18 protein-coding genes are annotated in these 24,311 nt (G+C 56.8%); 3 read left to right on the forward strand and 15 right to left on the reverse strand.

Features of this window, described 5'->3' with window-relative positions; translation table 11 throughout:
• Positions 1 to 118: 118 nt before the first annotated feature.
• Entirely contained in the window at positions 119 to 1,744 is a 1,626-nt protein-coding gene (locus G3578_RS14140) for a PucR family transcriptional regulator ligand-binding domain-containing protein (RefSeq protein ID WP_165213606.1), read from the forward strand.
• Between the two features lie 436 nt (positions 1,745 to 2,180).
• Here G3578_RS14140 and G3578_RS14145 read toward each other — a convergent pair whose 3' ends face one another.
• From G3578_RS14145 to G3578_RS14185, 9 genes are all read right to left on the reverse strand, one after another.
• On the reverse strand, positions 2,181 to 2,552 hold the full coding sequence (locus tag G3578_RS14145; protein WP_165213607.1) for an iron chaperone: 372 nt from the start codon (positions 2,550 to 2,552) through the stop codon (positions 2,181 to 2,183).
• Positions 2,553 to 3,203: 651 nt separating this feature from the next.
• Entirely contained in the window at positions 3,204 to 5,462 is a 2,259-nt protein-coding gene (locus G3578_RS14150; protein ID WP_165213608.1) for a YcdB/YcdC domain-containing protein, read from the reverse strand.
• A 127-nt stretch (positions 5,463 to 5,589) separates the two neighbouring features.
• Complete coding sequence (locus tag G3578_RS14155) at positions 5,590 to 7,872, reverse strand: S8 family serine peptidase (protein WP_241254628.1); 2,283 nt, start codon at positions 7,870 to 7,872, stop codon at positions 5,590 to 5,592.
• Positions 7,873 to 7,967: 95 nt separating this feature from the next.
• Positions 7,968 to 10,325 carry an AAA family ATPase gene (locus G3578_RS14160; protein WP_165213609.1) on the reverse strand — a complete coding sequence of 786 codons (2,358 nt, stop codon included), beginning with the start codon at positions 10,323 to 10,325 and terminating at the stop codon, positions 7,968 to 7,970.
• A gap of 198 nt (positions 10,326 to 10,523) precedes the next feature.
• Positions 10,524 to 10,727 (reverse strand): hypothetical protein, encoded by a 204-nt coding sequence (locus tag G3578_RS14165; RefSeq protein WP_206529690.1) that lies wholly within the window; start codon positions 10,725 to 10,727, stop codon positions 10,524 to 10,526.
• Positions 10,728 to 10,839: 112 nt separating this feature from the next.
• Complete coding sequence (locus G3578_RS14170; RefSeq protein ID WP_165213610.1) at positions 10,840 to 11,163, reverse strand: hypothetical protein; 324 nt, start codon at positions 11,161 to 11,163, stop codon at positions 10,840 to 10,842.
• A 5-nt stretch (positions 11,164 to 11,168) separates the two neighbouring features.
• Positions 11,169 to 13,721, reverse strand: a complete 2,553-nt coding sequence (parC, locus tag G3578_RS14175; protein ID WP_165213611.1) for a DNA topoisomerase IV subunit A — start codon at positions 13,719 to 13,721, stop codon at positions 11,169 to 11,171.
• 2 nt (positions 13,722 to 13,723) lie between these two features.
• Positions 13,724 to 15,685, reverse strand: coding sequence for a DNA gyrase/topoisomerase IV subunit B (locus tag G3578_RS14180; RefSeq protein ID WP_165213612.1), 1,962 nt, complete (start codon positions 15,683 to 15,685; stop codon positions 13,724 to 13,726).
• 145 nt (positions 15,686 to 15,830) lie between these two features.
• Entirely contained in the window at positions 15,831 to 16,580 is a 750-nt protein-coding gene (locus G3578_RS14185) for a YebC/PmpR family DNA-binding transcriptional regulator (protein ID WP_165213613.1), read from the reverse strand.
• A gap of 147 nt (positions 16,581 to 16,727) precedes the next feature.
• Here G3578_RS14185 and G3578_RS14190 point away from each other — a divergent pair, with 147 nt between their 5' ends.
• On the forward strand, positions 16,728 to 17,105 hold the full coding sequence (locus G3578_RS14190) for a general stress protein (protein WP_165213614.1): 378 nt from the start codon (positions 16,728 to 16,730) through the stop codon (positions 17,103 to 17,105).
• A 102-nt stretch (positions 17,106 to 17,207) separates the two neighbouring features.
• Positions 17,208 to 17,708, forward strand: a complete 501-nt coding sequence (locus G3578_RS14195; RefSeq protein ID WP_165213615.1) for a hypothetical protein — start codon at positions 17,208 to 17,210, stop codon at positions 17,706 to 17,708.
• A 298-nt stretch (positions 17,709 to 18,006) separates the two neighbouring features.
• Here the strand turns inward: G3578_RS14195 and G3578_RS14200 are convergent, their stop codons facing one another.
• From G3578_RS14200 to G3578_RS14225, 6 genes are all read right to left on the reverse strand, one after another.
• On the reverse strand, positions 18,007 to 18,318 hold the full coding sequence (locus tag G3578_RS14200; protein ID WP_165213616.1) for a DUF1292 domain-containing protein: 312 nt from the start codon (positions 18,316 to 18,318) through the stop codon (positions 18,007 to 18,009).
• Between the two features lie 162 nt (positions 18,319 to 18,480).
• Positions 18,481 to 19,455, reverse strand: a complete 975-nt coding sequence (locus G3578_RS14205) for an ABC transporter ATP-binding protein (RefSeq protein ID WP_165213617.1) — start codon at positions 19,453 to 19,455, stop codon at positions 18,481 to 18,483.
• Positions 19,452 to 20,504: an oligopeptide/dipeptide ABC transporter ATP-binding protein gene (locus G3578_RS14210; protein WP_165213618.1), complete on the reverse strand. Its 1,053-nt coding sequence runs from the start codon at positions 20,502 to 20,504 to the stop codon at positions 19,452 to 19,454. The genes G3578_RS14205 and G3578_RS14210 overlap by 4 nt, the downstream gene beginning before the upstream one ends.
• The gene (locus tag G3578_RS14215) at positions 20,471 to 21,466 is read right to left on the reverse strand and encodes an ABC transporter permease (RefSeq protein ID WP_165213619.1); all 996 of its coding nucleotides are present in this window, start codon (positions 21,464 to 21,466) and stop codon (positions 20,471 to 20,473) included. The genes G3578_RS14210 and G3578_RS14215 overlap by 34 nt, the downstream gene beginning before the upstream one ends.
• Positions 21,463 to 22,434 carry an ABC transporter permease gene (locus tag G3578_RS14220; RefSeq protein WP_165213620.1) on the reverse strand — a complete coding sequence of 324 codons (972 nt, stop codon included), beginning with the start codon at positions 22,432 to 22,434 and terminating at the stop codon, positions 21,463 to 21,465. Before G3578_RS14220 ends, G3578_RS14215 begins: the two co-directional genes overlap by 4 nt.
• Positions 22,435 to 22,552: 118 nt before the next feature.
• Positions 22,553 to 24,280, reverse strand: coding sequence for an ABC transporter substrate-binding protein (locus G3578_RS14225; RefSeq protein ID WP_165213621.1), 1,728 nt, complete (start codon positions 24,278 to 24,280; stop codon positions 22,553 to 22,555).
• Positions 24,281 to 24,311: the final 31 nt, after the last annotated feature.

The raw sequence follows: 24,311 nt of genomic DNA on the forward strand, positions 1-24,311 counted from the left end.
AGATATTGGTAGCTATCACCATTTTATCTGAAGATTTCCGCAACAATCACTAGACATCCTGTTCATACTTCCGTACACTACTTCTTACATATTGTCATGGGAAAAGGAGAGGGAGCACGTGAAGACGGAATGGCGGTTGACCGTAACAGAGGTGTTGAAGCGGCCGTTGTTTCAGCATGCGGAAGCGATTGCCGGGAAGCGCGGACTGGGGCGCCCGATCCGCTGGGTTCATGTGCTGGAAACGGCTGAAAACGGCCGCTTTTTGAACGGCGGGGAGCTCATCCTCTCGACCGGCCTTGGCTTCGGGGAGGATGCGGTCAAGCGGCTCGCCTACCTGACGGAGCTGATTCAGCGCAGGGCGGCGGGTCTGTGCGTCGAACTGGGCCCCTATATTCCCCGGATCCCGGCCGATATGTGCGAACTGGCCGACCATCACGACTTTCCGCTGATCATCTTTCATCAGCCTGTACGCTTCGTCGACATCACGCTTGACCTGCATGAAATCATCGTCAACCGGCAGATGGACGCCCTTCGCAAGCTGGAGGCATACGCCCGCGATCTTCAGCAGCTCAGCCTGCACACGCAGGGGACAACCCGGCTGCAGCAGCATTTTCAGGCCCATGTCCAGTTGCAGACCTTCTATCTACCCTGCGACGGCCAGGCCGCTCCCGTCTACATGCCCGCCATGCCGCAGAGCGTCCAGGCGGAGATGACCGCCCTCCTGAAGGAGCATCTTCTTGCCGGCGCATCTCCCGTTGAGACCAGCGGCCGCCTCCCCATGACGGAGAAAAAAACCGTTTGCTATCAGCCGATCACCGCCATGGGCCATGTGCTTGCCTATCTGGGAGTGGTGCTGTATGAGCGGGAGCCGGAGGAAGTGCTTCTCCTCGAGCTGGATTACACCGCCGCCGCCATGGCGCAAATCCTGATGCGCACCATGTTTGCCGCAGAACGTGCCCTGGCAAGCGAATCCCGCCTGATGGAGGAGATGATCGCCGGCAGCCAGCACCAGGAAGAGCAGCTGCGTTCGCTGCTCGGCATCCGCTCCAACGCCTCTTCCGCCTACTATGCCGTGGTGATGCAGCTCCGGGCGGGACGGCTGCAGGAGAATCCGGAGAATCAGACGCTGCATGAGCGCTTCAGCGTCTATCGGTCCATCCTGTCGCGCTACGGCTTTCGCTCGCTGCTGACGGCGAGGGGAAACCGCCTCTACCTGATGGCGATGGAAGCGAACCATCAGACAGAGATGCGCAGCCGCTTGAAAAAAGCGCTGGCGGAGTTGGCGAAAGTAAGCAAACAGGCGGTCGGCACGGATGGCGCGATCGCTTTCGGGGTCAGCCGTCTGTCGGAGCGCTTGGCGGAGGCGGATCGCCACTTCCAGGAAGCGGAGCAGGCCCTGCTCTTCGATGGAGAGCAGGAGGCCACCTTTTTCGATGAGCTGGGAATTTACCGGCTGCTCTACCATGTCCCGCAGGAGCGCGTTCTCCGTTCCTTTATTGCCGATTATTTGGAACCATTGCTCCGTTATGACGAGGAGAACGGCAGCCAGTATGTGCATACCCTGCGCGTCTATCTGGAACAGAACCTGTCCAAGCAGGAAACGGCGGACCGCTTGTACATCCATCGCCAGACGCTTTACCACCGTCTGGAAAAGATCGGCGAACTGCTGGGCTCCGATTTTGAGATGCCGCACCGCCGCCTGTGTTTGGAGGTTGCCCTGCGCGCTTACGACTGGTTGTCCTGAAACGGGAACAGGCACTAGCGGACTGTTTTATTTAAAATGAGGGTTATCCCTAAATAAGCAATAAGAATAAATAATTGAATATGATGTTAAACATCTTATTGGTGATATAAGAATGGATAGGGGTCTCAGAAAACATCTGAATCTCTATCCATTTCTCTTTGTTATTTACAACAACATTTTAATTCGGTAAATAAAATGATGAGTATTGAACTTATCATAAGTAAGAGAATTATTTTCTTAGCTTCTGTAATAATTTACACTTATGAAAAAAGGGCGCACCCCAAACTTTGACATTCGCCATGTCAGGGCGTCCCCAACAAGAGTGTTGGGGCATGTAAAAGCGTGGGGCATAGTTTTGCATAGTTATCAACTCCTTAAAGCCTCTCAGAAGCCCTAAGAAGCCCTCACATGCTTTCTAAGGCCTATCTTATTTTTTCTATTTCCGCCAAAAAGTTGAACAGTCTGCTTTATCCTGAATATTAAATTCAATCATTTTCTCAAGCAATTCGTAATTTACCGGCTCATTCCACGGAATTCGAAACAAGCCTTTGGTAGCGCTGTAGCCAGCTTGTGCAATGTCATCGGCAAAGTGCGCAATGCCTACCTTTTCGGGTGAAACGCTCAAATGATGCTTCGCTGTGGAAAAGCCGATGATAAATGTGCCGTGATCGGAAAACATTGGCGTATTCCACTTGATTTGCGGTTCCAAATTTGGGAATTTATTAGCAACCCACGCCAAAATTTCCTCTGTTCGGTCGCGGTGGTCGGGGTTATCGATACCTGCTAAATATTTTGCAAAAACTTCCATGTTGTTCCCTCCTAAAATAAAAATTATGTCGTTCAGAGAAGTTCCTCAAACCCATTCGTCGTTAAAACTCCTCACAGAACCGCTCAGACACGTTCTTAAACAACACCTATTTCCAACTATGATAGTCAAAATGGCTTAAAATGCAAATTAGAGGCTTTAAAAAGTATCTGACTTGTATCGCCAGCGATAGCTGGTCTGTCTAAAAGTATATAACTACGGTGAATAATGCGAATCATTTTCTTGATTAGTCCAACTCCCGTGTCCCATAACATTTATTAAGTATGCGTTTAGTTCATCGAACCGAACAAACAACACCGGGCCAGTTCTTTTTACAAAACCATCTGTAGAGCAACTTAGGTAAAGGTTGGATCCTTGAACAATACTGCCCTTTAGCGGAACAAAGAACGCCGATTCCAAGTCTATAGATATTTTTTATTGCCACCTGTTTTGCCTTCCCAAAAATCATTCAGATGATTCCACCATTTATAACAAAACAAAGAGGATGAGCAACACATCTAGGGGATACCCCCTTTGCATTACTCATCCATCAATAGAATATCTAACATTTTATTAAATTGCTTATTGCTATTGCTGATAATAGGCTTCCTGCATATTTAATTTTACAGAGTACCAGTTCCTGTTTCCTTGCCGTCATTTTTGCTCCGCCGCTTTCTGCAGCTGTTGCAGCAGCAGGGCCACATCGGCCCGTGTCATCGGAACATTCGGGGAAAATGAGGAACCGGAGAGCGATGGGAACAGCTGGAACGCGCTGGCAAGCGCGACGACCGGCTGTTTCTCCTTGGCCACATCCCGATAAGGAGACGTGAAGATCTCCGGTTTGTCAACGAGCGCTTGGTAGCCTAACAGACGGACGGCCATCTCGGCCGCTTCCAGTCTGGTAATGGCCCGATCCGGTTCAAAGCGCTTCCCTTCCTTGGCGATCAGCCCCAATTGGACGCATTTCTGAATGGCGGCGTACTGCGGATGCGACTGGTTGACATCGTCAAAAAGGTAGGGGCGGCTTGGTTCCTCGTCATCGAGAAAGAACGTCCGATGCAGCGCCTCGAACTCGATCCGGTTCGTTGCGCGGGCCAGCATCTCCGCCATCTCGCCGCGGGTCACCTGTTTGTCCGGTTCCACCTTGCCGTCCTGCACGCGCAAATAGTCCTGGCTGACGGCGAGCTGCAGCGCCGCTTGGGCCGGATGGCCGATGATATCCGTCGGCACTTTCGACTCCTGCAGCTTGGCGAAGCTGAACCACTCGCCTGTTGCCGCGTTGACAACTCCTTCATCCCCGACATATCGGTAAGCGAGGATCGGCTGCTTCTCTTCATCGGACGGATTCAAGGAAATCGGTTGATAGTAGGTAAGCAGCACTTTTTTCTGCTTCTCCTCCACCTGCTTGGCCGTATCCGCATCGATCCGTTTTCCTTGCGTATCCACAAACCGGAAATCGGTGTCATCACTAAAGGTATGGAACATTTCCACTTCGCCGGTTTCGGGGTTCACCGTTACGCGAAAATCGGCGTTTTCGAGCGGAATGCCGTTTTTCATTCTGCCGAATTGGATCGTGTATCTTCTGCCGTTTTCCGTGATCGCTTTCATTTCCGCTTCCGAAGGCGGCCGATCGATCAGATAGATGGACCCCAACTGGTCGGCCATCAGCGCCTTGATCAGATTAACCGCATTCTCCTTCGCCTTCTCCCACGGCACGGGATGGTCGATTTTCTTCCCGTTCTCGTCAGGGAAAGGAACGCGTTCCCCCGCTCTGTACTCAATCAATTGTCCGCGGTCGTTGATTCCCAGGATCAGCGGCTCTTTCTTCCCATCCGCTGCCGACAGCGGGGTGAATTCGAAATCCCAGTTGCGTCTTTCAATGCCGTCCGGGCCCACGCTTGCCCCGCTGCCGTGGCTGCCATCCGACCGGTATGTGCCGGGCAGGCGTTTGATCAAGGCTTCCGCAATCTGCTGCGCTTCCTGTTTGCCGATCACCTTCCCGCTTGGTGCGGATGCAGGCTTGTCTGTACCCAGCGGCTTCCATTCGATCGGTTTGTCCACCCGCTCGCCGCGCAGATTCACCAGAGCGCCTGTGGCTGCATCCAGCAGCTGGGGAGCAAACTCATCATACTTGTAGACCGGCAGATAGCGGTCATCGCCGCTGCCATAATCGCCGGTCAGCGTATCCAGCCGCACATAGGCGAGGGATGGTTTCACTTTTTCCTGCAGGATGTTTTCCGCATCCTGCAGGGATACGGCCGGCTTGGCATCCGGTATGGCCCCCTCATACCACTCCCGGTTGAATTCGACCACCTGGCCGTCCGCGCCAACCATCAGCCTGAAGCCGTTCTCCAAGAACGGAATGCCGTTTTCGATGCGCGTGTAGTTGACCAGCTGTTCGCCCATCCTGCCGCCATAGAACGCATACCGGTTCTGATATTCATTCGGCTTCGACAGCTTGGCCCGCTCTTCTTTCGCGACAACCCGCTCAAGAAACTGATCGGCGATCTGGATGGCGCGCTCCGGGGATAGCGCCTCTCCTTTATTCCCCGCCTCCCGTCCCTTGCCAAACTGCGAATATTGCAGCAATTTGCCGGTTGCGCCATCCAGCGTCACGCTGAGGAAATTGTCCCGCCCCTTGCGCCATGACAGCCGCCATGACGGCTTCGTCAAAAACCCGGGACGGCTGTCGCCTTCGTAAGTGGCATCATCCAGCTGGTAATCCGCCGGAATCGATACCCATTTTTGCGCCAGCCGGATGGCTTCTTCCTTCCGCAGTGCGGTCTGCTGCTCCTCTGCCGATACGACGGACGCGTGATGGGCTGCCGGGAATGCTGCCGGATGCAGCAGGGCGGCCGCCGCCAGACCCGCAAGCAGACGCCGAGCGCCTTTTCGTTTTTTGATTGTCCTCATCAAATCCTCTCCCTTTATCTGTCTCTGGAATGATCATGTCCATGTTACCATATTATCGAATTTTTACCAATTGTCTGCACAGGAAAAAGGATGCCGCGTGTTCGGCATCCTTTTGCGGATAGAGGCTTTATTTTCCCGGATAGCTCATCGACAGCGTATAGCTTATGGCATCACCGGACTTCGCCTGCACGCGCACCTTGTAGCTGCCTGCTTTGGAGGCAGCAAAAGAGAGCGTTTCCGGGCTGCTGCCGGTGGATGTGGAAGCGACCACCTTCCCTTTGCTGTCCAACAGGAGGAGCTCGAGATCCGCATCGTCGTCATCGTCCCAACTGAGCGACAGCGCGATGCTGCCCGCTTTTTTCACGCTGATCGGGTAATCGGCATATGTTTTCCGGCCGCTGGCTGTGCCAACCGTTCCCTTTTTCGTTTCCGTCTTGATGCTGGGATCGATCAGCTTGCCATTGGTGACCAAAGCGTACGGCTGGGGGCCTTCGGGAACGTTGTAACCCGCAATCGTCACGGTGTAGGTACCCTTTTTCGGATGGGGAATCCATACCTGCTCCACGTTGTTCAGGTTGTCCACCTCGTTGTTGTAGGGCTGCTCAAAATCGTTGCCGTTGTAGGTTTTCCCGTCCGGGGTTTTCACGGTCAGGTTCAAGTCGTTGACAAGCTTTTTGAGCGGAATGGGGGACGCGGGATAATCGGTCCATGTCAGGGTGGCGACAAACGGCCTGGACGTATCGGTCACGTTCACCGTGTAGGTTGCTTTGCCTTTTGTCTTCAACCCTTTGGTTTCGTCCACAAAGGTGGTCTCCAGCGCGGCCTCCAGATTGGCCCTGCCGAATCCCTGATCCTCGAGATACCCATCGGGCAGCACATCGGCGCCTGTAAGGATCATGCCCTTGAGCAAAGCTCCGCTCGGTTTGGTGATCTTTTTCTCGGTCAGATACTGCCTGATCTGCGCGATGCCGCCGGCCAGCACCGGGGTCGCCATGCTGGTTCCGCCCATGTAGGCATAGTATTGGTTGAATGGCAGCCAAAAGTGCTCATCGGAGGCCAAAGAAGAGCGGGTCGACAGGATAAAGGTACCAGGCGCCACGACATCCGGTTTGATCCGGCCATCCAGGGTCGGTCCGCGGCTGCTGAAGTACGCCACCTCATCGGGATCGTCGGAATCTGGATCGTCCATTTCCGGTCGGTCATTTTCGGAAGCGCCGACCGTGATCACGTTTTTGGCCGTAGCCGGGCTTCCCACCGTTCCATAGCCGTCTTCTCCACTATTTCCGGCGGCAACAAGGGCCACCATGTCCGGATGTTCCCATAAAAACGCATCGAACAGAAAGGAATCAATCGAATATTCGCCTTCATCGCCGCCTCCCCAGGAGTCGGAATGGATGCGGGCCCCGTCCTCATACGCTTCTTCCAGCAAGGAATAAACATCGTCGAAAAGCAAACCGTCCTCTTCGGTGTTGCCGCCAACGGAATGGAAAACAAGCTTCGCATCCGGGGCCATCCCTTTGTATCGGCCATCCGATGCCTTGCCCGTACCCAGGATGGAGCCGGCGACATGCGTGCCGTGACCGATCGGATCGCTGGCGTCGTTTTTCCGGGCGACCGCATAGAGTGCCTTCACCTGGCCCTGCAGGTCCGGATGGATCGCGTTCACGTCCCCGGTATCCAGACCGGTATCGATCACCCCAACAATCTGCCCTTTCCCCGTATATCCCGTACCCTGCAGCGTGTCGGCGTGAATAATGCCTGCCGCCACATCATTGTATAGCTTTCTCTCCGGGATCGGCAGCACCGCGACCACATCGTCCGACGTAAGCAGCTTGTCCAGGCGGTTGCCCTGGACGGACAGGCTGGAGATATGGCGAATCCCCTTCACCGATTCGATATGGGAGAAATCGCTCCCCCCCAGGCGTTTCAGGGTGGGCCGCAGGTCGTTCTTGCGGTTGAAGCCGATGACGGCCACCTGGACGTCTTTCCTGGAGTCGAGCGCTTTCGCCAACGCCGGCGAGAGCTTGTACGACGGCAAATACGACTGAACCCGTTTGACGAAAGGCAATTTGTTCAGCGCGGCGCGGGCCTTGTCGTTCGGCACGCGCGCAAGAAAGGAGAAATCGGGGAGATAGTCGCCCAATTCCACGCCCAGATCCTCCACTTTTTCTTTCCATGCTTCCTCGATCGGGCCGTCGAACGTAATGATGACCAATTTGGACGAGTGATCGTCTTGGGACAATTTCGCCAGAAGGGATTTGGTTGTGCGCAGGGAGAGTCCGGTGGGCGCTTCCGTTTCCAAGCGCTTGCTGACATGCCCCGGCGTCTTCTTCGCAGCTGCCGGCATCCCTCCGGCCAACAACGCGAGTGCGATCGTTCCTGACAATGCGGCGAGCCATTTTCTCTGCAATCAGATACACCCTTTCCCAAATCGGACATTCATTTTTCCCATTATATGACAAGACACGCCATTATGAATAGTAGGAATAAAAAATTTTGACGGGACTATTCCCGCCAAAGCGGAAGGAAATCTTCCCAAGCCAGGTCGCGCAGGAGATCCGCCGTCAGCTTCTCCTCCGGCATGGCCGCCAGCCGCAGCGCTTGCTGCTTGATCGCTTCCAGCACGAGGTTTTGCACCAGGCGGGCGTTGCCAGCCAGTGTGCCCTGAGCGGACAGCTCGTTCAGCTTGGCGGCCAGCTTCTCCCGTGCTTCTCCCTGCAGCCGGTAATCGGCCGCAGCGGCGTGCTGCTCCAGAATAGCCAGCAGTTCGGCAGGGGTGTAATCCGGGAAATAGAAGTATTTCTTGAAGCGGGAAGCAAGTCCCGGATTGCTTGCGATCAAGCGGTTCATCTCATCCGGGTAGCCTGCCAGGACGACCACCAGATTCTCCCGGTGCCGGGTCATCTCCTCCACCAGCGTGCTGATCGCTTCCCGGCCGAAATCGTTCTCGCTCGCCGCATGGAGGGCATAGGCTTCATCGATGAAGAGGACGCCCCCGAGCGCCTGCCGGATAATTCGTCTCGTTTGGGCCGCTGTCTGGCCGACGTACCCGGCGACCAGATCGGCGCGGCTTGCGCTCACCAGATGGCCGCGCTTCAGGTAGCCCGTTTCATGCAGGATGGCGGCATACAGGCGGGCGACGGTTGATTTGCCGGTGCCGGGATTGCCGGCAAACACCGCATGCAGCTCGATGGGAACGGAAGCGAGTCCCTTTTCCAGCCGGCGCCGTTGAATGTGAAGGTAAGCCCGGATCTTTTGCAGCTCATCCTTGATCTCCCGCAGCCCGATCAACGCCTCCAGCGCCTGCGCGGCAGAAGTTGTCCGCCCGCCGTCGGGCTCCCCCTCCACATCATGCGGGTACAGGATGGTAAAATCGGCCATGTGGAGCGATTCTTTCTCGCCCAGCCGCTTTCCTTTTGCCACAATCGCATCCAGGACGATGTTTCGCACGGTACGGGCATTGCCGAAGGTTTCATCCACCTTCTCCCTTTCGATCCGCTGGCGCAGGGCGATTTTGGTTTCCGGCGGCAGGGCATAATCATTCCGGTTGGCAACCTGTTCGGCAATGGCGAGCAGCTCCTCCACGGTATAATCGGGCAGGGTGAAGTGGCCGCTCTCGGGAAAGCGGCTGCGCAACCCCGGGTTGGCCAGCAAAAAGTGGCGCATCTCCTCCGGATACCCTGCTAAAATCACGACGAATCTGCCGGCATATTCGCCGCTGGTCATGGCCGCCACGAGCGTGTCGATCGCCACCTGGCCGTAGTCGGTGCCGCTTGCATCCGCCCGTTTCAGGCTGTAGGCCTCGTCAATAAACAATACCCCGCCCACCGCCCGCTGAATCGCCTCCATGGTGCGCTGTTCCGTCTGCCCTACATACGCCCCGACCAGATGGGAGCGGTCAACCTCCACCATGTGGCCGCTTTCCAGCAGGCCCAGCTCCCGGTACAGCCTGGCGATCAGCCGGGCCAGCGTCGTTTTGCCCGTTCCCGGATTGCCTGTCAGCACCAGATGCAGTTCGGGCCGATCCAGCATGACCCACCCCTGCTCGCTGCGCAGCCGTTGATAGCGATGAAAGTCGGCCAGCTGCTTGACCCGGGTTTTGATCTCCTGCAGGCCGATCAAGGCATCGATGTCGGCGAGGGCGGATTCGCCGGGCGTGTCTTCCTGCTGTTCCTCCTGCAGCAGGCGTTCCCTGCGCGCTTCGTGTTCCTGCAGCCTGCGGATGTCGGTCTGCAGCTCCGCCAGCAGGTTTGACGAATAGTACAGCCCCTGCAGGGAAGCGGCGTAGGCGTCCGCCTTTTCTTTCAACTGCTGCAGCATGTCGGTCCGCTCACGCTGCCACTCCAGCAGGGCGGCCAGCGTCATCTCCGCTTCCCTGTCTGCCGCGTCGCGGGCTGCTTCCTGCGCCTGTTGAAGCAGCTGCTCCCGTTCCCAGTCCGCCCGGGATTCTTCCTCCAGGAGCGTCAGCAGCCGTTCGAGCTGCTTTTTCTTGGTGACGGCGTTGTCCGTCTCGCGTAACTGCGGATAATCGCGGACACCCAGCTCTTCCCGCATCCGCTGCAGACAGATGCGGACCTGCAGCCGGGCGGCATCGCGAAGATCAGGGTCCAGGCGGCGCGCCCGGCCGATCCATTCTTCCGCCTGCGTGGCGCCCCCCGGCCGCTGAAGCCGTTTTTCCGCCAACAGCGTCAGCAGAACCGCTTCCGCCCGGTTCCGTTCCCGTTCATCCAGCTGTTCCCGCCGCGCCTGCAAATCTGCCAGCCAGCTGATCAGCTGGCCCTCAGCCAGGCGGGACAAATCGGGTTTCTGTTCACGCCACTGCCGGATGTCGTTCATCCAGGCAGGCTGCTGCTGATGCTGCATCTCTCCGACCTCCTGTTCATGCTTCTCACCTGTTGTACCACGTTTTGCAAGAGAAGAAAAGGGGCTGGATCTTTGGATACGGGGGAAGATGGCTGCCTGGCTGGGGATGCGAGAAACTCTGTGACACCATCCAGCATGCGCGTCTAAAGAAATAAGGCTTATCCCGGGTGTTCCGGAATAAGCCTTTGTTTCTCCTGCTTACAGCTTGACGTTGCCTACCTCGACGTCTGCCTTGAACCGGGCCAATGCGCTTTCAAACACATCGCTCTCCTGATCCGCCGACACCTTGAACATCGAGATCACCTTTTCGCCGCTGCGCACCTGTACGTTATACTGGGAATCGCCGTCGTACGTGGTGGCAAAGTTCAGCACCCGTCCGTTCACCATCATGTTTCGCTCCATGCGGGTCACCTCCCCGCATAGTTTTGCCGATTGCGACAAAAAACTTTCCCTACATGTCAAACCGGATCGAGGCGCCGCGAAACCTGCGCTTGCCTAGGAAATAACGCTCCGGTTACAGCGGGGAAAACTGATCCAACGCGGTTCTCTGCCGGATGGTTTCCCCTGTTGGCAGCGTAACCAGCAGCTCTCCCAGGTTCTCTCCATGGCTCAGCCAGTCAAACTGAAAACGGCCCTTTGCAAACGGTTCGTCTTCCGGCAGGCTGTCAAGCATGCTGCGCAGCGTTTCCGGCAGCAGGGGGACGGCTACCGGCGTCTCATTCCCGTCTGGAATGGAGAGCAGCTTCGGCGCGTCTTCAAAATACAGCACCGTATCCAGCAGGAGTGAAACCTGCTGGCGGCTGAGCGATGAGGCAAATGGGGCAAACGGTTGTGTCATGTTACTCATCCTTTTTCTCCGTCCTCAAAGAGACTGATCTGCTCCACCGGCGCTTCGTCATGCGGGGAATGGGGTGCTTCCGCTGCCGGCGGTTGACCGGCTGCCGGCGGCTCCTTGGCGTGTTCCGTGGGGAGCACCGCTTCGTAAGCGACCGCGCTCACACCCGCATCCACCACGAGTCGACCGATGCCTCCCTGCTCGTTGATCGGAACATGCTGTGCGTTCACCAGCACCCACTCCCCGTGCGGTGTGCGCGCGTACAACAGTTCGCGATCCTCCAGCTGCACCGCCACGACGCGATGCGGATTGAGCTTGCGCTTGCGGATCATCACCAGCCCTTTTCCGGCCCGCCCCTGGACAGGCAGTTCGGCGAGCGCCGTTCGTTTCACAATGCCTTCTGCCGTCAGGATGGAGACGACGCCCGCCTCCTGCTCCGGAATAGCCAGCACGCTGACCAATTCGTCGTCGTCGGCGAGATTGATCGCCTTCACCCCGCTGGAAGCGCGGCCGGTCGGGGATACTTCGCTTTGCGGGAAGCGGATGCCCATCCCGTTCTTCGTCACGGCGAGGAACGTTCCTTCCTCCCCGACGAGGAGGACATTGACGATTTCGTCGTCCTCGCTTTTCAATTTGGCGGCCACCAGCGCGCCCGAACGGTTGGTCTCGTATTCGGCGAGCGGCGTTTTCTTGATCAGGCCGGACTTGGTCACATGGCACACGAACAGCGGCTGTTTGAAATCGGGGACGATATGCATCGCCACGATCTGCTGCTGCTTTTCCAGCGGGATCACATTGACCAGCGCCGAGCCGATCTCCTTCCACTTTTCATCCGGGATGGCGTTGACCAGCGTGGCGAAATATCTGCCGTCCTGGGTGAAGAACAGCGCCGTATGGGAGGTGTTGGTCTCCGCAAAATAACGGACCCTGTCCCCTTCCTTCACTCCGCAGGTATCGATGGTTCCCCCCATGGATTTGAAGGAACGGGGGCTGGTGCGTTTGATATACCCTTCATTGGTCAGGGTCACGATGCAGTCTTCCGCGTTGATCTGCATCGCGAGATCCACCTTGATCTCCTCGATCTCGCCCTGGATGTCCGTGCGGCGCGGCTCCCCGTATTTGTTCTTGATCTCGGTCAGCTCGCCCACGATCACCTGGATCAGTTTCTTCTCGCTGCCCAGAATGGCTTCCAGCTCCTTGATCTCCTTGCCAAGCTGATGCAGCTCCTTCTCCAGCTTGACGATGTCGATCCGGGTCAAGGAGGCCAGCTGGATGCTGAGAATGGCATCCGCCTGGATATCGGTGAAGCCGTATTCCCGCATGATGTTTTCCTTGGCATGCGCCCGGTCGTCGGACGCCATGATCGTCTCCACGATCTGCCGCAGGATCGACTTGGCCCGGATCAATCCCTGGACGACATGCTCGCGGTTCCGTTTCCGGTCGAGATCATACTGGGAGCGGCGGGTCACCACCTCTTTCTGGTGGGAGATGTAGGCATCGAGCAGCTCCTTCAGCCCCATCTGGCGGATCGAGCCCTCATGGATGGCATTCATGTTGTAGTTGTAGTACACCTGCAGATCGGTGTTTTTGTACAGATAATGCAGGATGGCGTCCGTGTCCGCCTCTTTGCGCACATCGATCACGATGCGCACCTTTTTCTGCTCTGCCTCTTTGCGGCCGGTCTCGTCCCGTACGGCCAGCGCCCCTTCGATCTTGCGTTCCATCACCAGCTCGTCGATCGCGGCGACCAGCTTGGACTTCACCACATCGTATGGAATCTCCGAGATGACGATCTTCTTGACCTTGCTTCCTTTGGGCTCCTCGATATGGGTGCGGGCCCGGATGACAAACTGGCCCCGTCCCGTCTCGAACGCCTTGCGGATGCCGGATACCCCCTGCACGATGCCGCCCGTGGGGAAATCCGGTCCTTTGATGTACTGCATCAGTTCATCGACGGTGATGTCGGGGTTTTTCATCTGGGCGATGGTCGCGTCGATCGCCTCTCCGAGATTGTGGGTCGGGATGTCCGTGGCAAAGCCGACCGCAATCCCGGACGCCCCGTTTACCAGCAGATTGGGGAAACGGGACGGGAGCACCGCCGGCTGCTGGGCCGAGTTGTCGTAGTTCGGGATAAAGGTGACGGTCTCTTTCTCAATGTCACGCAGCATCTCGTTGGCCAGGGCAGAGAGGCGGGACTCGGTGTAGCGCATGGCGGCCGGCGGATCGGCATCCAGGCTGCCGAAGTTGCCGTGGCCTTGGATCAGCACCTGCCGCATCTTCCACCACTGGGCCATGCGCACCATCGTTTCGTAAATGGCGCTGTCGCCGTGGGGGTGGAAGGTCCCCATCACGTACCCGACCGTTTTGGCCGATTTGCGGTAGGGCTTGTCGCTGGTGTTGCCTTCCTGGTACATCGCGTATAGGATCCGCCGCTGCACCGGCTTCAAGCCGTCGCGCGCGTCGGGAATGGCCCGGGACAAAATCACCAGATTGGCGTAATCGCCGAAACGCTTGCCCATGATCTCGGCGAAGCTCTGTTCGATCACTTGATTGGACAGCATCGTTATTCATCCTCTCCCACTTCGAACGTGACGTGGCTCTCGATCCACTCGCGGCGGGGGGGAACCTTGTCTCCCATCAGCACGGTGACAAGCTTTTCGCAATGGGCGAGATCCTCCAGCGATACCTTGATCAGCTTGCGGGTCTCGGGATTCATGGTCGTCTCCCACAGTTGGTCGGCATTCATCTCGCCGAGACCTTTGTACCGCTGCACTTCGGCTCCGCGGCCGAGCTTCTTCAGCGCCTGCTCCAGCTCCGCATCGTTCCAGCAGTAGATCACCTGCGCCTCTTTCCCCTTTGTTTCCTTCCGTACCTGATAAAGCGGCGGCTGCGCGATGTACAGCTTCCCGGCAGCGATGAGCGGCTGCATGTAGCGGAAGAAAAACGTCAGCAGGAGCGTCTGGATGTGGGAACCGTCCACGTCGGCGTCGGACATGATGATGATCTTGTCAAACGCGCAGTTTTCGATGGAGAAGTCTTCCCCGATATCGGTCTCCAGCACTTCCAGGATCGTGCGAAACTCTTCGTTGGACAGCACCTCGGACAGCTTGGCCTTTTCGGTATTCAACGGTTTTCCCTTCAACCCGAAGATGGCCTGAAACTCCGAGTTGCGCGCCTGCTTGGCGGAGCCGCCGGCGGAATCCCCCTCCACGAGGAACAGTTCATTCCGCTTCGGATCTTTGTGCTGCGGCGGGGCGAACTTGTCCGAGATCGATTTTCTCTTCTTCGTACCCTTTCCTTTCTTGTCGCCGCGGAGCGCTTCCCGCTGCTTTCTCAGCTCTTCCCGGATTTCCGCCGAGCGGATCGCCTTCTCGATCAGCAGCTTGGCAATCTCCGGATTTTCTTCGAGAAAATAGCCCAGCTTTTCGGCAACCACCTGCTCCACGATGGTGCGCGCTTCTTCGTTCCCCAGTTTGTCCTTGGTCTGGGATTCGAACTGAACGTCCGCCATCTGCAGCGACAGCACGCCCAGGAAGCCTTCGCGCAGGTCGTTCCCGGTCAGGTTGGCATCTTTTTCCTTCAGGTAGCCCTTGCGGCGGGCGAATTCGTTAAACACGCGGGTGGTGGCGTTGCGGAAACCGGTCACATGGGTGCCGCCGTCCGTGGTCGGGATCGAGTTGACATAGGAAACCAGCGTCTCCGTGTAGCCGTCGTTGTATTGGAAGGCCAGCTCCACATAGACGTCGTCCTTCTCCCCATCGAAATAGACCACCGGATGAAGCGGCTGCTTGCCTTCGTTCAAATACGCCACATACGATTTCAGGCCGTCTTCATAGTAAAACTCTTCCCGCTTCACTTCCGGCCCCCGCTTGTCGATCAGCACCAGCCGCAGCTTTTTCAGCAGGAAAGCGGTTTCGCGCAGCCGGTCGCGGATCAGTTCGTAATCGAAACGGGTGGTGCTGAAAATGGCATCATCGGGCAGGAACGTCACGGTGGTGCCTGTGCGGTTGGTAGTGCCAACCACTTCCAGGCCGGTGACCGGTTTGCCGACATGCTCCACGCCGTTCTCGTCCACGACATATGCAAAGCGCTGCTTATGGATTTTGCCGTGCAGGTGAATCTCCACCTCGAGCCACTTGGACAGCGCAACCACCACGCTGGAGCCCACGCCGTGCAGCCCGCCGCTTTTCTTGTAGCCGCCGCCGCCGAATTTGCCGCCGGCATGCAGCGTCGTAAAAATCACCTCGGGAACGGGACGACCGCTTTTGTGCATCCCGGTCGGAATGCCGCGCCCGTGGTCTTCCACGCTGACACTTCCATCTTTTTCCAGCGTGACGATGATCGTGTCATTAAAGCCGGCGAGCGTCTCATCCTTCGCATTGTCCACGATTTCCCACAGCAGGTGGTGCAGCCCGCGGCTTCCCGTCGAGCCGATATACATGCCAGGTCGCTTCCGGACGGCGATCAGCCCTTCCAGGACCTGGATATCCTCTTCCGTATAGGTTAGCGTCTCATGTTCCTTCATTACCTACTCCCCTTTGTGTTCCATTGCAGCAGCGTAGAGGCGAACACTTCATCGGTATTGTATACCAATTGACGGAAAGAAAAAACCTCCATGACGCGAAAACCCGCCCGACTGCAAGCTGGCGCCAGCCGGGCGGGTTCCACGATCACGATTTCAGCAACTTTTCCATCTCGTCGTCATCAATCTCGTAATTGGCGTAAACGTTTTGCACGTCGTCGTTCTCTTCGAAAGCTTCCATCATCTTCAGCATCTTGGCCGCGTCTTCCCCGCTGATTTTGGTGGTGGTTTGCGGCAGCCACTGCACCTGCGCGTTGCTGAACGTATATCCTTCCTTCTCCAATGCCGCCTTCACCTGATCCAGTTCATGGGGATGGGTAAGAATCTCGTAGGTATCTTCTTCCACCACCACATCTTCGGCACCGGCTTCCAGGGCGTGCATCAGGATCGTGTCTTCATCAACGGCATGCGTTTCGCGGTCGATCACGATAACCCCTTTGCGGTCAAACATGAAGCTGACGGAACCGGTCTCTCCCAGATTCCCGCCCCGTTTGTTGAAGATGGCTCGCACATCCGCAGCGGTGCGGTTCCGGTTGTCGGTCAGACATTCCACAATCACCGCCACCCCGCCGGGCCCATACCCCTCATAGCGGATCTCTTCGTAGTTGTCAGCGTTGCCGGTATCGGTCGCTTTTTTGATCGCTCTTTCTATATTCTCCATCGGCATCTGAATCGCCCGGGCATTGGCGATAATCGCCTTCAATTTCAGGTTGGCGTTCGGGTCAGGACCGCCTTTTTTCGCCTCGACATAAATCTGGCGGGCAAACTTGACGTACTGGTTGTTCCGTTTCTGATCTGCAATCCCTTTCTTATTGGCAAACAGCTTGAACTTTGGCATATCGAACTCTCCCCATTGCACAGGAATTCACGTTTTATAGTTTAGCACTGCGGACAAGGTTGGTCAAAGCTTGCCGGTTAATGGGCAGCGGTCAGGGGCAAGCTATGGAAGGATGCTGTAACCGACTGGTATAAAGGGGGATTTTTTGTGATTAGCGCAACCAAACCGTTTGTGAAATTCCACCGCTACGATCAGGAATTGGTCTCCGACATTCAGGCTCTCAACTCCTCCGGGTACGCCAAGGACGACATCTGGGTGCTGAAGTGGAATCCGGACAAGAACCACTCGAATCAGCGGGACAATTACTACAAGTTCAGCACCCATGTTGAAAGCGCAGTCGGCGATATCGACAGCAAGGCCCAGTATTTCAACAACGGCGGAAAGGAGCTGCGCTCGAAACTGGAACACCTCGGCCTGACGAAGGATGAGGCCTCGGCATTGGTGCGCGAGCTGGAAGAGAGCGATTATACCTGCCTCCTGGTGGTGCGGGACTTGAAGGATAACATCATCAAGATGAGCGATTAGCGCTGGCGTGTCTGTGTCCGACACTCTACCCCACTGGGACGGGTAGAGTGTTTTTCAGCATGGCACCTGTCCGCGAAAAGCCCGCAAAGGAGGCTCGTCTTCTTGCACGATCAGCACGCATCCGGATCATACCGCCGTTTTCTTTCTCACATGGATAACTATAATCTCAACCATATCCAACTGCGCAACCCATGGCTCGCGGCCTGGTCGTCGGCGGCTTTTCCCAGTTTCGGTCACTTGAAGCTGGGTTTCTTCCTCAAAGGCTCTGTCCTGATGATTTGGGAATTCCTGATCAACGTGAACGCGAACCTGAATACCGCTTTTATTTACTCCTTTACCGGACGGTTTGACCAAGCGAAACAGGCGCTGGATGTGCGCTGGCTCCTGCTGTACATCCCGGTCTGCATTTACGCGATCTGGGACAGCTATCGGCTGACCGTGGACATCAATCACCAGTATCTGCTGGCTGACACGGAAAACGCTCCGATTCAACTGATGAAAATATCGGGAATCGGCATCAACTTTCTGGACAAACGGGTTCCCTGGGTGGCCGCAGTCTGGTCGGCGCTCATCCCGGGGGTGGGCCATCTCTATCTGCAATAAATTCCCGCCGGCTTGATCCTGCTCTCGGCATGGATGGTCAGCATCTACCAACCCCATTTTTTGGAGAGCTTTCATGTAGTACAATAACCCCGCCGACTTAAGCGAACGCTCCACCCACTCGGCGATAGCTAACGCTTTGCCGAGTGGGGTCCCTTGCTGGTGTCGGCGGGGGCCCCCAAAGCTTGCTTCGTCACTATATCACTTTAAAGAACCTAAATCCCCAGAACTGGGAAGAGAAAAACCCGACCGGCTGTATAGCGCTTTGCCGGTCGGGTTCTCTCCTCAGAAACAGGAATGTTTACTTTTCATGGCTTACCAGTTCGATATCTTCCAGCAGCTCATCCAGCTTCGCGTATGCTTCCGCTTCTTCGCTCTCCTCAAGCGGAACCAATTCCCCATCCTGCAGGCTGAATACAAAGATATCGATCTCTTCTTCGGTATCCTCTTCCGTCTCGCTCTCTTCGTCCTGCGCGGCGGTCAACGCCACATACTGCTTGTTGTTCGATTCAAACAGCGCGATCACCTCAAAATCCCCGATCACTTCGCCGTTTTCGTCATCCAGCGTGATCACGTCGCCCAGTTCCAACTCTTTGTTATCGGCTTCACTCATGATGGACACGTCCTTTTTGTGGATTTGTACCCTTTCATCATACTTGTTTTTTGGACAAGAAGCAAAAAAAAGTAGGCACGCTGTTCAAAACGGGGGCAGATTGGCCGAGGTGTGAAAAAGAAAAATCCTTCCGAGACGAAAGGATTTTTCCGCAGATTGGCCTTATTCGAGAGGAAAATGGCAGGCCACCTGCCGCTCGCCCGACACTGCCTGCAGCAGCGGTTCCTCCCTCCGGCAGCGCTCCTGGGCAAGCGGGCAGCGCGGATGAAAACGGCAGCCCGCAGGCGGATTGGCCGGCGAAGGGACATCCCCCTGCAGCACGATTCTTTGCTGTTTTCGATGAGGCGTCGGCCTGGGGATGGCGGACAGCAGAGCGGCCGTATACGGGTGAAGGGGATGCGCAAACAGTTCCTCCGTCGGGGCAACCTCCACCATTTTTCCCAGATACATCACGCCGACGCGATCGGAAATATGGCGCACCACATTCAGCCCGTGCGCGATAAACAGGTAGGTCAGGCCCAATTCCTTCTGCAGTTTCATCAACAGATTCAATACCTGCGACTGCACCGAGACGTCCAGGGCCGAAACCGCCTCGTCCGCGACAATGAACCTGGGATGCAGGGCGATGGCCCGGGCGATGCCGATACGCTGCCGCTGCCCGCCGGAAAATTCATGAGGATAACGGTTGCGGCGCGAAGCATCCAGTCCTACCAGCTCCATCAGTTCGACAACCCGCTCTTCCACTTCCTTTGCGGAGGCGCGCAGATGGACGCGCAGCGGTTCCCCGATGATGTCGCGCACGAGAAAACGCGGGTTCAAGGAACCATACGGATCTTGAAAGATGATCTGCATTTCCTGCCGCAATCGGCGAATGTCGCGGGAATCCAGTTCACGAATGTTTTGTCCGGCAAACAAAATGTCCCCGTCCGTCGCCTTCTGCAGTTGGAGGAGAACTCTGCCCAGCGTCGACTTGCCGCATCCCGATTCCCCTACCAGGCCAAACGTTTCCCCCGACCGAATGCCGAAGCTGATGTCATCAACCGCCTTCACATGGCCCACGACCCGGTTCAGCAGACCGGTCTTGATCGGAAAATACTTTTTGACGCGACGCGCTTCCACCAAATACGTCTGTTTCATGGGCGGCTCACCTCTGCTTTGCTTGCATGCATATTCCACCGGGCAGCTTCTCCGTCTTGTCCAACATCCTTGGCCGTCTCTTCCTCCAGCCAGCAGGCTACATACTGACCGCCTTCGACCTCACGCAGCAGCGGCTCTTCCTGTCGGCACCTTTCCATCGCATGCGGGCAGCGCGGATGAAAGCGGCAGCCGGACGGCAGCTGGCTGATGTTCGGGATGTTTCCCCGGATGGTGTACAGCTCCACGCCCCGTTCGCCTTCAAATCCGGGAATGGAGCGCAGCAGCCCGACCGTGTAGGGGTGACGGGGTCGGTCAAAGATCTGCGCCACCGTTCCCTCTTCCACAATGGTGCCGGCATACATCACGGCGATGCGATCCGCCATCTCGGCGGCGACGCCCATATCGTGGGTGATCAGCAGAATGGACATGCCCAATTCCTTCTGCAGCCGCTGCAGAAGATCCAGGATTTGCGCCTGGATCGTGACATCAAGCGCCGTGGTCGGTTCGTCGGCAATCAGCAGTTCCGGATTGCACGCCAGCGCCATCGCGATCACGACCCGCTGGCACATGCCGCCCGACAATTGGTGCGGATACTGCTTGGCCCGCATTTCGGGAGCCGGTATTCCTACCAGACGCAGCAGTTCAACCGCTCTGCACCACGCTTCCTCCCTGCTGATGTTCTGATGGTGCATCAGGCTTTCCGCGATCTGGTCCCCCACGGTGAAGACCGGATTAAGGGCGGACATCGGATCCTGAAAGATCATCGCGATTTTGTTGCCGCGAATGCCGATCATGTCATCCTGCGTTTTTTTCACCAGATCCTCCCCGTGAAACAGGATGCTCCCGTCGAGGATGATCCCGCCGGCATACTCAAGCAGGCGCATGATGGAGAGTGACGTCACGCTCTTGCCGCTGCCGGACTCGCCGACCAGGCAGACCGTCTGCCCTTTCTCCACCGTGATGGTTACCCGTTCGGTCGCCTTGACGATACCCTGTTCCGTCAGAAAGCCGGTTGTTAGATTTTGGATTTCGAGTAAGCGCTGCGCCACTTTGCCAACCTCCTTGGCGGAATCGTCATCTTCTTCCGGGGATCCAACGCGTCCCGCACACCGTCACCGATAAAATTGACCGCCAATACCACGATCAGGATGCACAACCCCGGGTAGAGCGCCTGCAGGGGGTCAATCAGCATGAATTCCTGCGCATTGCTCAGCATCAAGCCCCAGCTGGTTTGCGGTGCCTGCACCCCCAATCCCAGATACGACAGCGCCGATTCGCTGAGGATCGCTGTCCCCACCATCAGCGTGGCGTTGACGATGATCGGCGCGGTTGCATTGCGGATCAGGTGTCTGGTGATAATGCCCCAGTCGGAGACGCCGATCGCCCTGGCCGCTTCCACATACTGCATTTCCCTCAACTGCAGAAATGTCCCCCGCACCAGCCGGGCGACGCCCATCCAGCTGGTAAACGCGAGGATCAGGATCATGTAGATGAACTCGGAACCGAATATCGCCAGGATCAGGATGTTGAGGAACAGCAGCGGAATCGAGTTCATCACGTCCACCAGCCGCATGCAGCAGGCATCCACCCATCCGCCGAAATAGCCGGAGACCGCTCCGATCAGGGTGCCGATGACGACGGAGACCAGCGCGACGCCGAAGCCGACGAGGAGAGAAACCTGGCTGCTGTACAGCAGGCGGGCAAAGATGTCGCGTCCCAATTCATCCGTTCCCAGCAGATGCTCGCCGCTGCCGGGGGGCAGATTGGCATTGAGCATATCGATCCGGTTCGGATCAAACGGGGTGATCCATTTGGCAAACAGAGCCGCAAAGATAAAGCAGAGAAGAACGATCAGGCCCACGACCGCAAACGGATTGCGCATAAATTTTTTCCAGGCGGCAGCCCACAGTCCGGGCGGCCGTTTTTCGGCAGGGGGGATGTGTGTCTTTTTCGGCGCGCGGCCGACTCTCTGCTGAACGTCTGGGTTTTCCCGAAGCTGTACGTCACTCATGCCGATTGTCCTCCCTTCCGTCCGAGCTGAACGCGCGGATCGACCAGCACATAGAGTATGTCCGCAAGCAGGTTGCCGATGATCACGATGACGGCGGTGATCAGGGTGATCGCCATCAGCACGGAGTACTCGCGCGCCACCGCCATGTCCACGAAGAGACGGCCCATCCCCGGCCAGTTGAAGACACTCTCGGTCAGCGCCGCCCCTGCCACCAGATACGGCAGGTCCAGCCCGATGATCGTAATGATCGGAATCAAGGCATTGCGCAGGGCATGGCGGAAAATCACCCTTCTTTCCCGCAGCCCTTTTGCCCGGGCCGTGCGGATATAATCCTGCTGCAGCACTTCCAGCATGCTGGAGCGGGAATATTTGACGTAGGCGGCCAAAAAGCCGAGCGTCAAGACGGTAACGGGGAGGATCAGGTGCAGAATCAGGTCGCCGATCTCCCCTTCCCTGCCCATTGTCCACATGTCGGAGAGCGGCAGCAGGTTCAGTTTCAGCGCGAAAAACTCTTGCAGGATGATGCCGAACCAAAACGTGGGCATGGCGAAGCCGAGATATGACAGGATCGAAGCCAATTGGTCGGAGAACCCGTATTCACGCGTGCTGTTGTAGATGCCCCACGGAATGGCGACCAGCAGGGAAAGGAACCAGGCAGTTCCCATCAATACCATGGTGTTCCATACCGTCGGCCACAAGATTTCCCCTACGGGAAGATGGTTTTTAAAGGTATAGCCCAGGTCGCCCCGCAGCAAACCGCCCAGCCAGCGCAGGTACTGGATGGGCAGCGGCTGGTCCAGCCCCATATTGTGCGCTTGAATCTTGGCCGCTTCCTGGGAGAGGCCGGGCGCGAGAAAGATTTGCATCGGCCCGCCCGGCGCCGCGTGGATCAGCGCAAAGGTGACCACCGTGATCAGAAACAGGACCAACAGGGATTGCAGCAATCGGCGGATCAGATATTCGGTCATCCAGCGCCCTCCCTTCGTTTATGGAAGGGGAAGGGAGATGGCCTCTCCCTTCCCCTCCGTCTGTAGCTTCACGTCTTGTCATCCCCGATACGCCCTTCTTGAAAGGCGTACCTTCCGATTACTTGTTGTCTACCCACCAGTTGATAATGTGGTAGAAATAACCGTAGGCCAGCGACGGCTCCGGTCTGTCCTCCTCCGCAAAATGCACCCGTGGCCCGAGTCCTTCCGGCTGCCCGTATTGATACAGAAAGACGTAAGGCAGGTCGGTGGAGATTTCCTTGGCCACTTCCGCATAGATCTTCTTGCGCTCGTTCTGATCGATCGTGGAGTACCCTTTCACCCACAGTTCATCCAGCTTCGGATTCTTGTACCAGCCGGTGTTTTGACCCTTCGGCGGGAAGTACTTGGAGGAAAAAATTTGCTCCTGATCGGGGTCGGGGTTGGTCAGTGACCAGGCCAGCAGAATCGCGGGATATTTGCCCGGATTTACGTTCTGGTCGATCCAGGAAGAGAAGTCGATCGCTTTGGGCGTGACTTCGATGCCCACGTCTTTCAGGTTTTGCTGAATGACGGCAGCCACCTGCTCACGGCGGCTGTTGCCGGCGTTGTACTGCAGTTCAAAGGAGAAGCGATGGCCGTCTTTTTGCAAAATGCCGTCCGGTCCCGGCGTCCAGCCGTCTTCTTTCAGCAGCTGCTTCGCTTTTTCCGGATCATAGTCGTACTTGACCGCCGCATCGCCCGGATCCGCCCAGGACCCCGGCAGGAACGGCGCATTCATCACGGTGCCGGTTCCTTTCAGCACGTTGTCAACCATGCCCTGGCGGTTGAGCGCATACGCGATCGCCTGGCGCGCTTTCTGGCTGGCAAACGGGACGAACTGATCCGGAAAGTTTTTCGGATCAAAGTTGAAGGAGATATATTCATACTGCGGACCCGGGGCCAGAATCACATTGATATTCCCCCGCGCCTTTACCGCTTCCACCTGGGTTACCGGAATCGCTTGGATCAGATCGGTATCCCCTTTCAGCAGTGCCTGCACCTCCGTGTTCTGGTCGGCGTAGATTTTCATGACGATCTTTTGAATATGCGGCTTCGGTCCCCAGTAATTCTCATTCGCGTCGAAGGTGAGGTACTGCTTCTGTTTCCACTCGCTCCATTTCCATGCGCCGTTGGTGACCGTTTTGGCCGGATCTTTCCCGAACGGATGGTTCTGCAGCTCTTTCGGTTTCACGTCTTTCAGCACATGATACGGCACGATCTGGTTGTAGAGCGAGTACTGGAAGGGCGCATACACCTGCTTCAGCTTGATTTGCACCGTGTGGTCGTCCAATTTGTTGACCGATTCCACCTTGTCGAACTGGTTTGTCAAGGGCGACCCGGTTTCCGGATTCAGAATGGTATTGATGGTGAACACCACGTCATCGGCGGTTACCGGCTGTCCATCGCTCCACTTGGCATTCTCCTTCAGCTTGATCGTGTAGGTTTTCCCGTCTTCGCTTACCTGCGGCAGCTCGGCGGCCAGCGACCAGGGCTTCGCGGCGATTTTGCCCTGCCGGTCGAGGTCATACAGGTTGGCGAAAATCAGGTAGACGATGTCCCCAGAAGCCGTGTCCTGTACAAACAGCGGATTCACCGACACGATGTCGGAGAAGCTGCTGAATGTCAGCGTTCCCCCATCGACCGGCTTTTCCGCCGTGCCGTTTCCGGTCTGCGGCGTCGCGTTTCCTTGCTGGGACGAGCTTGGCGTGCCTGTGGACGAAGGAGCGGAATTCCCGCATCCTGCCGCCACTGCACCGGCAAGCAGCAATACGGCCAGAGTGGCTGCCCATTTTTTTGCTTTTCTCACATTGATCCCCCTTTTTGGAAAAAGAATTTAT

This window comes from Brevibacillus sp. SYP-B805, assembly GCF_011059135.1.
Taxonomy (GTDB): Bacteria; Bacillota; Bacilli; order Brevibacillales; family Brevibacillaceae; genus Brevibacillus_F.